We start from the raw sequence: 11,276 nt of genomic DNA on the forward strand, positions 1-11,276 counted from the left end.
GCCAGGTACCGAGCAGAACAATTACAACAACATGAACAAGATCCCCAACTACGCCCTGTACGGTGAAACCGCCCAGCCGGTGTGGCACGAAGCCCTGCATGTGGAGCAAATCTCCAAGCGCTCCGGTGCGCACAACTGGGAGATTGCCGCGCACCGCCACGAAGGCTTGCTGCAGCTGCTGTACCTGCAGAGCGGCGGCGGTGAAGTGCTGTTCGACAGTGAGCGGGTCCAGGTCCAGGCGCCTTGCGTGGTGTATGTGCCGGCGCAGGTGGTGCATGGCTTTCATTGGGCCGGCCAGGTCGAGGGCCAGGTGATTACCGCCGCCCAGCACCCGCTGGAAAGCATCGCCCAGGTGCTGGCGCCCAACCTGCTGGTGCAGGTGCGCAAGCCACAGGTGGTTGCCCTGCCGCAGTGGGCAGCCGACGAAGACCCGTTGCTGCCGCTATGCCGTGCCCTGCGCGAGGAATACCACAACCGCGCCCGCGAGCATGTAGCCAGCAGCATGGCGCTGCTGCTGACGCTGTTGATCCAGGTGCTGCGCCATGAACCGCAAGTGCCCCAAGGTGAGCAGCGCCCGGTGTCGAGGCGCAGCCAGCAGCTCACCGGCTTTCGTGAGCTGGTGGACATGCACTACCGCGCGCACTGGCCACTGGCGGACTACGCCGCCGAGCTGGGCATGACCTTGGCAACGCTGGGGCGGCTGTGCCAGGAGCACCTGGGCATGACGCCGATGAGCGTGATCAATGCCCGGCTGGTGCTGGAGGCCAAGCGCATGCTTGGGCATTCAAGCCTGAGCGTGAAAGAGATTGCCCATGAGTTGGGGTTTGTCGATGTGGGGTATTTCAGCCGGTTTTTCCGCAAGCAGGCGGGGGTGAGCCCTAGTGGGTTTCGGGAGGGCCAATGAACCCTGCAGGGTTTTGCTGTGGCCTGTACCGGCCTCTTCGCGGGTAAACCCGCTCCTACACAGGCAACGCAATCCGTTGTAGGAGCGGGTTTACCCGCGAAGAGGCCAGTGCAGGATGACTCAGGCCAAGGCCCGCTGCACCTCGCCCACCGTGCTCGCCAGGCTGCTCAGGTGCAGGTTCAGCACCCGCTCCACCGGCGCCTGGTCCAGCGGCCAGTGCAAGGCAATGCTCCCGGCCAGGCGCCCTTCGGCGTGCACCGGCAAGGCAATGGCGCGGATCAGATGCGGCAAGCGCACCGGGTACTCCCAGTGCCCCTCGGTACGCTGGCCAAAACCCTTGTGCGCCTCATCCTCGATATTGCGCAGCAACGTGTCGTCGCGCAGCCGCTCATGGGCCGCCAGGCGCTGCACTTCATCCACCGCCAGCTCACCCAGGCAGGCCCGCCCCATCGCCGAATGGAACAGGCTGGCATGGTGCCCGACGATCTGGCAGGTGTGCGGGTAACGCTTGCGCAGTACCTGGGGGATGGCACTCTCCATCACCTCCAACCGCTCACCGTCGAAACACGACAGGTCGGCCACCAGCCCGGTGCGCTCGCTCAGTTCCAGCAGCAGGGGCGCGGCGCTTTCCACCAGGCGCCGCTTGAAACGCAGCTGGCGGTCACCGAACAGGCGCCGCGCGCACAGCCGGTAACGCCGGTCGCTCAGGCCGCGGTACACCCAGCCCTGCTCCTGCAACGTCGCGAGCATGCGCGATACCGTGGCCTTGGGCAGCGTCGTCAGGTAATGCAGTTCTTCCAGGCCCAGCGCCTGGTGTTCGCCCAGCAGGTCGACGATGGCCAGCGCACGCTCCACCGACCGTACGCCGCCACTGTCTGCCGTGATGCCCATGGGTATGACCTCCTTGTAGCTGGATGGTCAAAAATGCCAGCAAGATCCGCGCCTGCCCAGCTGTTTCATATGGCCTGCAGGCACTCGGGTGGGCGCCGCTCAACCCAGCGGGTCAGTTGTTCATGGGCGTATGCCAGCTGCAACAGCGCATGGTCGGCCTGGGCCGGGCCTATGATCTGCAGGCCCATGGGCAAGCCGGCAGCGTTGAAGCCGACGGGTACGCTGATGCTCGGCAAGCCGGCCAGGGTCGGCCCGATCACCACTTCCATCCAGCGGTGGTAGGTGTCCATCGCCCGCCCGCCAACCACCTTGGGCCAAGGCAGTTGTGCATTGAAAGGGAACACCTGGGCCGATGGCAACAGCAGGAAATCGTAACGTTCGAACAGCTTGGCCAAGGCGCGGTACCAGTCGCTGCGGTCCTGCGAGGCCTGATACAGCGCCGCCGCACTCAGCTGCAAGCCACCCTCCACCTCCCACTGGGCTTCGGGCTTGAGCTGCGCGCGCTTGCCGGGGTCGGCATAGGCCGCGCCGAGGTTGCCGTGCACCAGGAAGTGGCGGTGGGTCAGCCAGCATTGCCACAAGCGCGCCAGGTCGAATGCCGGCTGGCAGGCCTCGACCTGGCAGCCCAGTTCGGCAAAGTCCGCCAGCGCCGACTCGCACAGGCTCAGCACCCCGTCATCCATGGGCAGGTAGCCGTTGTAGTCACCCAGCCAGCCAACCCGCGCGCCATGAAAATCGCGCTGCAAGCCGGCGGCAAAATCGCGCCGGCCTTCGCTCAGCGACAAGGGCACCCGTGCGTCACCGCCGGCCTGGATCGACAGCAACCGCGCCACGTCGAGCACGCTGCGGCCCATCGGCCCCTCGGTGGCCAGCTGCTGCACGAACAGTTCCGGCGCCGGCCCATGTGGCACGCGGCCCTGCGACGGGCGCAGGCCGAACACGTTGTTGAACGCCGCCGGGTTGCGCAGCGAACCCATCATGTCACTGCCATCGGCCACCGGCAGCAGGCGCATGGCCAACGCCGCCGCCGCCCCGCCGCTGCTGCCACCAGCTACCCGGCCCGGGTCGTAGGCATTGGTGGTGGTGCCGAACAGGCTGTTGTATGTCTGCGAGCCCAGGCCGAACTCGGGCACATTGCTCTTGCCCACGATCAGTGCCCCACTCGCCCGCACCCGCGCCACGCTGATTGCGTCCTGCTCAGGCACCTGCTCGGCAAACAGCGGCGAACCCAGGGTGGTGCGCAACCCGGCGGTGGCGGCCAGATCCTTGATTGCCTGGGGCATGCCATGCATCCAGCCGTGCGAATGGCCACGGCTGAGATCAAGGTCACGCTCCTCGGCCTCGGCCAGCAGCGCCTCGGCCGGGCGCAGCGACACCAGGGCGTTCACCTGTGGGTTGAAACGTTCGATATGCGCCAGGTAGGCCTGCATCACCTCCCGGCACGACACCCGGCGGGCATGGATGGCTTGGGACAATGCCTCGGCATCGAGGGCTACGATGGGGTCGATGGCTAGCGGCTTCACGGTTTTACTCCAAGGTTGAAAGCGGCAGGCTTGCCCGCCCGGGGTGCTTCTTTGAGGCAGTAGGTGCCCAGCAACGTCAGCAGGCAGGCAAACAGCACGTAGAACGAGGGCGCCACTGGGGTGCCGAGCACTTTGCTCAGCCAGGTAACGATCAACGGGGCAAAACCGCCGAATACCATCACCGCTACGTTATAAGCCACCGATACACCGGTAGAACGCACCTCGACCGGGAACTGCTCGGCCAGGGCGGTAGGGGCCGGCCCGAAGAAGCCGCCAATGGCCGTGCACAGCAGAAGCTGCATCACCAGCAGGCGCTCGATGGACGGCGCGCCAGCCACCCACACGTACAGCGGGTAGACCATCACGAAAAACGCCAGGGTGAAGGCCATCAGCACCGGGCGCCGCCCCAGCCGGTCAGACAACGCCCCGGACAGTGGGATCACGATGGTCATCAGCCCCACGGCAAGCATCTGCACCAGCAGCACCTGGTCCAGCGGCAGCCCGAGGTTCTTGTGGGCGAAGGTCGGCATGTTCACCAGCACCACGTAGAACGACACCGTCGCGCCACAGGCCAGGCCCATCGACACCAGCAGGCTGCGCCGGTGCTCACGCAGCACCTGCAACAGGCTGGGCGACGGGCCCTTGGCCTGGCGGCGCGCTTCGACGAACTCTTCGGGTTCTTCCATGTGCTTGCGAATCCACAGCCCCACTGGGCCGATCAGCAGGCCCAGCACGAACGGGATGCGCCAGCCCCAGCTGTCCAGTGCTTCGGGCGAGCACAGGTGGGTAACCAGGGCTACCATCGCCGCGCCGGAGAACACCGCCAGGCACTGCCCTACCAATTGCCACGAGCCATACAGGCCCTTGCGGTGGGCTGGCGCGCTTTCCACCAGGAATGCCGTGGCGCTGGCGTACTCGCCGCCGGTGGCAAAGCCCTGCAGCATGCGCGCCACCACGATCAGCATCGGTGCAGCCATGCCAATGGCCAGGTAGTCAGGGGCAAACGCGATCATGGCGATCGACACCGTCATCAGCCGGATAATCATCTGCATCGCCGCCTTGCGGCCCTTGCGGTCGGAATACATGCCCAGCAGCACGCCGCCCACCGGGCGCATGAAAAAGCCGACGCCAAAGGTGGCCAGGGCCATCAGCAACGAGGCGTACTCGTCGTCGGACGGGAAGAACTGCCGGGCGATGATGCTGGCCAGAAAGCCATACACGATAAAGTCATACCACTCCAGGGCGTTGCCAATGACGGCAGCGACCACTTGCCGGGTACGCGACACGCCGGTGCTCGAAGTCTGCATAGAAACACTCCACACGATGATTGGGTGATCGCCCAGGCGCGGTCGCGCCCGGGTTCCAGCGGCAGTCGTCAAAAAGGCCGGTCAGGCCGGCGCGAGCCAGCGCTCTGCGAGCGCGCCCCAGTAGGCGGCGCCGGTCAGCAGGATGTCGTCGTTGAAGTCGTACGCCGGGTTGTGCACCATCGGCCGCGATACGCCATTGCCAATGAACAGGTAGGCACCCGGGCAGCGTTGCAGCATCCAGGCGAAGTCCTCGCTGCCCATCAGCTTGCGGGTGTTGCCGTCTACCGCCTCGGCGCCGAGCAACTCGACCCCGACCTGGGTGGCGAAGGTGTTTTCTGCGGCATGATTGACCAGCACCGGATAAGCCGGGCGGTGTTCGATGGTAGCGCGGCAGCCAAAGCTTTCGGCCTGGCTGACGATGATCGCCCGCATCCGCTCCAGGGTCTGCGACCGTACCTCGGCATTGAGCGCGCGCAGGCTCAGGCGCAGCAGCGCCTGTTGCGGAATCACGTTGGCCGCTTCGCCGGCCTGCAAGGCACCGACAGTGACCACGGCGGCCTCCTGGGCATCGATATTGCGCGCCACCACGGTTTGCAGCGCCATTACCACACTGGCGGCTGCCACCAGTGGGTCCACGGTCAGGTGCGGCATCGAGCCATGCCCGCCGACGCCGTCCAGGGTCACCGTGAGCAAGTCCTGCGAGGCCATCATCGGCCCTTCGCGAAAGCCCAGGTGCCCGGCTGGCAGCCCCGGCATGTTGTGCATGCCGAACAGTGCATCGCAGGGGAAGCGTTCCAGCAGGCCGTCGGCCAGCATCGCTTCGGCACCGCCCTGGCCCTCTTCGGCCGGCTGGAAGATCAGTGTCAGCGTGCCGTCGAACTGGCGGGTTGCCGCCAGGTAACGGGCGGCGCCCAGCAGCATGGTGGTGTGCCCATCGTGGCCACAGGCATGCATGCAGCCTTGGTGCTGGCTGCTATAGGTGGCGCCAGTGGCCTCATGGATGGGCAGCGCGTCCATGTCGGCACGCAGGCCCAGGCGGCGTGTGCTGCTGCCATTGCGCAGCACGCCGACCACGCCGGTCTTGCCGATGCCGGTGTGCACCTCGTAGCCCCATGCTTTTAGCAGCTGTGCAACCAGTGCCGAGGTGCGGTTTTCTTCAAAGCCCAGTTCCGGGTGGGCGTGGATATCGTGACGGATTGCGTGCAGGTCGCTGGCTACGTCGTTGAGCCAGGCCAGGATGTGCTGGTGTCGGGACATGTAGAGTCTCCTCGCGCGGGTGGTTTCCCGTTCTTGTTGTTCGCCTTTAGGTCACGACGGGTAAGGCAGGTCGTGCTGGGTGACAGCTAAACGCGAGGAGAGAGGACGCACAATCGAATCTGGTTTCACACAGTGGAACCGAAAGAGCCGATGAAAGCTGGCATCGTTTGCCAGGATTACCATCACGCTCTGGAAGGGAAACGCACCAACAGTACTTTCTCCGGCAAGGGCTCGAGGATCGCTGACTCCCGACCAACGAAACGATTCCAGCCGGTTGCTTCCTTGACGGACTCTATCGCCAACTTGCCCAGTGGCAGCCTATTCGACCTGGCTTCGTGATAGGTCGACTTCATGTCGGTAAACAGTTGCCTCAGTTTGCCCACCCCGGCGAGAGACGCTGCCCCTATTCCGGCCCCTGCAACGACTTCTGCCCCTATTGACTCAAAGGGTGCTGAAAATGCAAATGCCGCACCGGGTGCCTTGATAATGGTGCCCGCCAAACCACCGATAAATATCATTGCATTGTTGGTGCGGCTTGTGTGGTCAAATTCCTTGGGGATTGGCGTCCCATTAGCCTTGGCAATCGAACGTTTTACAATTGCCTTGGATGCCTTGTTCAGCGAGGACAGCATGCCCACCGTCCCCCAGACAATTCCGGTTGTTTGCCCGACGGCACGGGTGGGCGAATGACCATCACGGTCAACATGGTTAACCGGGTCGCAGTTGCAATAGGCATAAGCATTGCGCCCTCCCCGACCAAACGGGCTGAATGAATCCGGACGATGAAAGCGCATCAACACAGTGTCATACGCGCGTTTTCCGTTGCCAAGCAGATAACAGTGCGACAATAACGCACTGGGTTCTCCGGCAAAAGCCAACAAGGCACCGCCCTTGACCACGTGATAGCCATACGGTGTATAGGGCTGTTGCGAAAAGTTATTACCCGTGTGTACTGTGGTTTGTTGATCAATGGCCATTAATGGTGAAGTTCGCATGTTTCCAGCTCCTGTTAGTTATGCTCGCCAATCCACACTAATCCCATGCACCTGCTGGAGTAACTCTCAGACTTGCTAAGCGGAAACATTGCCCATGCACACTGGCTGCAAATGCTGCTACCTTGGGCGCACTGTTCCGCTACAGCCAAGGACTGCGTCATGCCCCCACGCCCAACCACCCCAAGCGGCTTCGTCCGCGTCCGGGGTGCCCGCGAGCACAACCTGAAAAACATTGATGTCGATATTCCCCGCGATGCACTTGTGGTGTTTACCGGGGTGTCCGGCTCGGGCAAGTCCTCGCTGGCCTTTTCCACGGTCTATGCCGAAGCCCAGCGCCGCTATTTCGAGTCGGTGGCCCCCTATGCCCGGCGTTTGATCGACCAGGTGGGTGTGCCTGATGTGGATGCCATCGAGGGGCTACCGCCGGCGGTTGCGCTGCAACAGCAACGCGGCACGCCCAGCGCACGCTCGTCGGTGGGCAGCGTGACCACCTTGTCCAGCTCGATCCGCATGCTCTACTCGCGCGCCGGCCACTACCCTGCCGGGCAAGCGATGCTGTATGCCGAGGACTTTTCACCGAACACGCCCCAGGGCGCTTGCCCGCAGTGCCATGGCATGGGCCGGGTCTACGAGGTGACCGAAGCGACCATGGTCCCCGACCCTTCGCTGACCATCCGTGAGCGTGCGGTGGCGGCGTGGCCAATGGCCTGGCAGGGGCAGAACCAGCGCGACATCCTGGTGACGCTGGGCTATGACGTCGACATTCCCTGGCGCGACCTGCCCCAGGCACAGCGCGACTGGATCCTGTTCACCGAAGAAACGCCCACCGCACCGGTGTATGCCGGCCTGACCCCGGCCCAAACCCGCGCCGCACTCAAGCGCAAGCAGGAGCCCAGCTACCAGGGCACGTTCATGGGCGCCCGGCGCTACGTGCTGCACACCTTCATGCACTCGCAAAGCGCGCAGATGCGCAAGCGCGTGGCCCAGTACATGCGCCCCAGCCCCTGCCCGCTGTGCCAGGGCAAGCGCCTGAAACGCGAGGCGCTGGGGGTGACCTTTGCCGGCCTGGATATCGCCGAGCTGTCGCACCTGTCACTGCAGGCACTGGCCGAGGTGTTCCGTAAGGTGGCGGCAGCGGACTACCTGGCGCAACAGCACGACGAGCTGACCCTGGAAAAGCGCCTGGCAGCACAACGCATCGCCAACGAACTGCTGGAGCGCATCGATACCCTGCTCGACCTCGGCCTCGGTTACCTTGCCCTGGAGCGCAGCACCCCGACCTTGTCCTCTGGTGAACTGCAACGCCTGCGCCTTGCCACCCAGCTGAACTCGCAGCTGTTCGGCGTGATCTACGTGCTCGACGAGCCCTCGGCCGGCTTGCACCCGGCCGACAGTGAAGCGCTGTTCGAAGCCCTGCAGCGCCTGAAGCAGGCGGGCAACTCGGTCTATGTGGTAGAGCATGACCTGGACACCATGCGCCGCGCCGACTGGCTGGTGGATGTGGGGCCTGCCGCCGGCGAGCATGGCGGCACCATCCTTTACAGCGGCCCGCCGGCAGGCCTGGCCCAGGTCGAGCCGTCATGCACGCGGGCCTACCTGTTCGGCGCAGCGGCCCAGGCCCCGCGCGTGCCACGCCAGGCCCATGACTGGCTCAAGCTTGAAGGCATTACCCGCAACAACCTCAACAACCTCAGCGCCGCATTCCCGCTAGGCTGTTTCACCGCCGTTACCGGTATCTCTGGCTCGGGCAAGTCGAGCCTGGTCAGCCAGGCCCTGCTGGAACTGGTGGGTGCGCACCTGGGCCATGCCGAGCAACGCAGCGAGCCCGAGGAACAGAGCCTGGAGGACGAACCTGAGCAGGCCAGCAGCGGCCATGTGAGCGCGGGCCTTGGCAGCATCAAGCGCCTGGTGCAGGTCGACCAGAAACCGATCGGCCGCACGCCCCGCTCCAACCTGGCCACCTACACGGGCTTGTTCGACCATGTGCGCAAGCTGTTCGCTGCTACCGAGCAAGCCAAGGTGCAGGGCTTCGATGCTGGGCGTTTTTCCTTCAACGTCGCCAAGGGCCGTTGCGCCAACTGCGAGGGCGAAGGTTTCGTCAGCGTCGAGTTGCTGTTCATGCCTAGCGTGTATGCGCCCTGCCCGACCTGCCACGGTGCGCGCTACAACCCCGAAACCCTGGCGGTAAGCTGGCAAGGCATGAACATTGCGCAAGTACTGCAGCTGACCGTCGACCAGGCCCTGGAGGTATTTGCCCAACAGCCACCGGCACGGCGTTGCCTGCAGGTGCTGCAAGATATTGGCCTGGGTTACTTGCGCCTGGGTCAGCCGGCCACCGAGTTGTCCGGTGGCGAGGCGCAGCGCATCAAGCTGGCTACCGAACTGCAACGCATGGCCCGCGGGGCGACACTGTATGTGCTGGATGAACCTACCAACGGCCTGCACCCACAGGACATCGACCGGCTGCTGGTGCAACTGAATCGCCTGGTCGAGGGCGGGCACAGCGTGGTGGTGGTCGAGCATGACATGCGGGTGGTGGCGCAGAGTGACTGGGTGATCGATATCGGGCCGGGGGCTGGGGATGCCGGGGGGCAGGTGGTGGTCAGTGGTACGCCGCAGCGGGTGGCTGGGTGCAGGGAAAGCCGCACGGCGGAGTTTCTGGCCAAGGCTTTGTAGTATCTTTACCGGCCTCTTCGCGGGTAAACCCGCTCCCACAGTGTTCCTACAGATTCGGTGCATGCTTCCCTGTGGGAGCGGGTTCACCCGCGAAGAGGCCGGTACAGGCAACGCAAGGCTGATACCTGCACATTGCCAGGTTCGTGGATCGGCGCTTAGAATGCGATCAATTCTTAATTGCACCCTTCACCCGGAACCCCGCGCCCGCCATGCCGCCCGCCGACCCTACCCTCAACCTGCAAGTCCAGACGCTGTACACCGAGCACCACGGCTGGCTGCAAGGCTGGCTGGGGCGCAAGCTGGGCAATGCCTGCGATGCCGCCGACCTGGCCCATGACACGTTCCTGCGCCTGCTCAGCCGCCAGGCCAACAGCTATTTCGGCAGTGAGCCCCGCGCCTTGCTCACCCACATCGCCAAGGGCTTGGTGGTCGACCGCTGGCGCCGCCAGGACGTGGAACGGGCTTATCTGGAAGCCATCGCCCACCTGCCGGAACCCGAGGTGCCGTCGCCGGAAACGCGCTGGTTGATCCTCGAAACCCTGTACCGCATCGATGCCATGCTGCGCGACATGCCGGCCCGGGTGCGCCAGGTGTTCCTGCTGTCGCAACTGGATGGCCTGACCTACGCGCAAATCGCCGAGCAACTGCAGGTTTCGCTAATCACCATCAAGCGCGATATGCGCACGGCGTTCCTCGCCTGCCTGAGCATCGACTGATGGCGCAGCCTATCGACCCGCTGATTCTCGGCGAGGCAGCCGACTGGCTGGTGCAACTGCAATCGGGCGCCGCCACCGAGGACGACCACCGTGCAGTCCAGGCTTGGTGCCAGCGCAGCGCCCAGCACGCACAGGCCTGGCAGCGTGCCGAGGCCATCCTTGGCGACTTCCGCCGCCTGCCCACACCAGTTACCGGAGAAACCCTGCGCCGGCTCAGCCGCAACGGCGCAGTCAGCCGCCGCCAGGCCCTGCAGCGCCTGGGTATGTGGCTACTGGCCGCACCCGCAGCCTGGCTGGCCTGGCGGGAAACGCCGTGGCAGCAATGGGCTGCCGATGCGCGCACAGCGGTTGGCGAACAACGCCCATTGACGCTGGCCGACGGCAGCCAGGTACTGCTGAACACTGACACCGCCATCGATATCACCTTCGACGCCCAGCAGCGCCGCATCGACCTGCTGGCGGGCGAAATCCTGGTCACCAGTGCCAAAGACCCGGCAACCCCAGCGCGCCCGCTGCTGGTACGCACCCTGCATGGCAAGGCGACTGCGCTGGGTACGCGCTTCAGTGTGCGTATCGATGGCCCAATGACTCGGGTGGCCGTGCTTGAAGGCGCCGTCGATACCCGCCCCCTGCACGCCGCCAGCGGCTTGCTGCTCAAGGCCGGCGAGCGCAGCGCTTTTTATGCCGACCGGGTACTGCCCGCCGCCCCACTGGAAACCGGCGACCTGGCCTGGGAGCACGGCATGCTGCTGGCCCGTGACATGCGCCTGGCTGACCTGCTGCACGAGCTGGGCCGCTATCGACCTGGCGTACTGCGCTGCCACCCGGCGGTGCGCGAGCTGAAGGTGTCGGGCGCCTTTGCGCTAGCCGACACCGATGCCAGCCTGCGGTTGCTGGCTGACACCTTGCCAGTGACCATACAGGGCATGACCCGCTACTGGGTGACCGTGGAACCCCAGGTATGAATGCCAAGCGCGGGAAGTGTAGGAGCGGGTTTACCCGCGAAG

The 11,276-nt window shown here is 64.8% G+C and carries 9 protein-coding genes; 4 read left to right on the plus strand and 5 right to left on the minus strand.

All coding sequences use genetic code 11. The annotated features are described in order from the left end of the window. Positions 1–31 precede the first annotated feature (31 nt). Positions 32–904 (plus strand): helix-turn-helix domain-containing protein, encoded by an 873-nt coding sequence (locus ACIP1G_RS22400; RefSeq protein WP_400740867.1) that lies wholly within the window; start codon positions 32–34, stop codon positions 902–904. Between the two features lie 120 nt (positions 905–1,024). Here the strand turns inward: ACIP1G_RS22400 and ACIP1G_RS22405 are convergent, their stop codons facing one another. The 5 genes from ACIP1G_RS22405 to ACIP1G_RS22425 form a co-directional block, all read right to left on the minus strand. Next, positions 1,025–1,795, minus strand: coding sequence for an IclR family transcriptional regulator (locus tag ACIP1G_RS22405; protein ID WP_400740868.1), 771 nt, complete (start codon positions 1,793–1,795; stop codon positions 1,025–1,027). Positions 1,796–1,860: 65 nt separating this feature from the next. Next, on the minus strand, positions 1,861–3,318 hold the full coding sequence (locus ACIP1G_RS22410) for an amidase (RefSeq protein ID WP_400740870.1): 1,458 nt from the start codon (positions 3,316–3,318) through the stop codon (positions 1,861–1,863). Further along, the gene (locus tag ACIP1G_RS22415) at positions 3,315–4,625 is read right to left on the minus strand and encodes a citrate-proton symporter (RefSeq protein WP_400740871.1); all 1,311 of its coding nucleotides are present in this window, start codon (positions 4,623–4,625) and stop codon (positions 3,315–3,317) included. The genes ACIP1G_RS22410 and ACIP1G_RS22415 overlap by 4 nt, the downstream gene beginning before the upstream one ends. A gap of 81 nt (positions 4,626–4,706) precedes the next feature. Continuing rightward, positions 4,707–5,882, minus strand: a complete 1,176-nt coding sequence (locus tag ACIP1G_RS22420; protein WP_400740872.1) for a M20 aminoacylase family protein — start codon at positions 5,880–5,882, stop codon at positions 4,707–4,709. A 182-nt stretch (positions 5,883–6,064) separates the two neighbouring features. Continuing rightward, positions 6,065–6,877 (minus strand): RHS repeat-associated core domain-containing protein, encoded by an 813-nt coding sequence (locus tag ACIP1G_RS22425; protein ID WP_400740874.1) that lies wholly within the window; start codon positions 6,875–6,877, stop codon positions 6,065–6,067. A gap of 159 nt (positions 6,878–7,036) precedes the next feature. On the opposite strand from ACIP1G_RS22425, the gene ACIP1G_RS22430 reads away from it, so the two are divergent. The 3 genes from ACIP1G_RS22430 to ACIP1G_RS22440 all read left to right on the plus strand — a co-directional run bounded on the left by ACIP1G_RS22430 (position 7,037) and on the right by ACIP1G_RS22440 (position 11,234). After that, on the plus strand, positions 7,037–9,553 hold the full coding sequence (locus ACIP1G_RS22430) for an excinuclease ABC subunit A (RefSeq protein WP_400740876.1): 2,517 nt from the start codon (positions 7,037–7,039) through the stop codon (positions 9,551–9,553). A 209-nt stretch (positions 9,554–9,762) separates the two neighbouring features. Then, on the plus strand, positions 9,763–10,269 hold the full coding sequence (locus ACIP1G_RS22435; protein WP_400740877.1) for a sigma-70 family RNA polymerase sigma factor: 507 nt from the start codon (positions 9,763–9,765) through the stop codon (positions 10,267–10,269). Next, positions 10,269–11,234 carry a FecR domain-containing protein gene (locus ACIP1G_RS22440; RefSeq protein ID WP_400740879.1) on the plus strand — a complete coding sequence of 322 codons (966 nt, stop codon included), beginning with the start codon at positions 10,269–10,271 and terminating at the stop codon, positions 11,232–11,234. Before ACIP1G_RS22435 ends, ACIP1G_RS22440 begins: the two co-directional genes overlap by 1 nt. Positions 11,235–11,276: the final 42 nt, after the last annotated feature.

This window comes from Pseudomonas sp. NPDC089392, from assembly GCF_044749595.1.
Classification (GTDB): domain Bacteria; phylum Pseudomonadota; class Gammaproteobacteria; order Pseudomonadales; family Pseudomonadaceae; genus Aquipseudomonas.

What these genes read in the sequence shown, in the direction of transcription:
- ACIP1G_RS22420 (WP_400740872.1), bottom strand. Translation starts at nt 5,882, where the DNA reads ATGTCCCGACACCAGCACATCCTGGCCTGGCTCAACGACGTAGCCAGC.
- ACIP1G_RS22430 (WP_400740876.1), top strand. Translation starts at nt 7,037, where the DNA reads ATGCCCCCACGCCCAACCACCCCAAGCGGCTTCGTCCGCGTCCGGGGT.
- ACIP1G_RS22435 (WP_400740877.1), top strand. Translation starts at nt 9,763, where the DNA reads ATGCCGCCCGCCGACCCTACCCTCAACCTGCAAGTCCAGACGCTGTAC.
- ACIP1G_RS22425 (WP_400740874.1), bottom strand. Translation starts at nt 6,877, where the DNA reads ATGCGAACTTCACCATTAATGGCCATTGATCAACAAACCACAGTACAC.
- ACIP1G_RS22440 (WP_400740879.1), top strand. Translation starts at nt 10,269, where the DNA reads ATGGCGCAGCCTATCGACCCGCTGATTCTCGGCGAGGCAGCCGACTGG.
- ACIP1G_RS22415 (WP_400740871.1), bottom strand. Translation starts at nt 4,625, where the DNA reads ATGCAGACTTCGAGCACCGGCGTGTCGCGTACCCGGCAAGTGGTCGCT.
- ACIP1G_RS22400 (WP_400740867.1), top strand. Translation starts at nt 32, where the DNA reads ATGAACAAGATCCCCAACTACGCCCTGTACGGTGAAACCGCCCAGCCG.
- ACIP1G_RS22405 (WP_400740868.1), bottom strand. Translation starts at nt 1,795, where the DNA reads ATGGGCATCACGGCAGACAGTGGCGGCGTACGGTCGGTGGAGCGTGCG.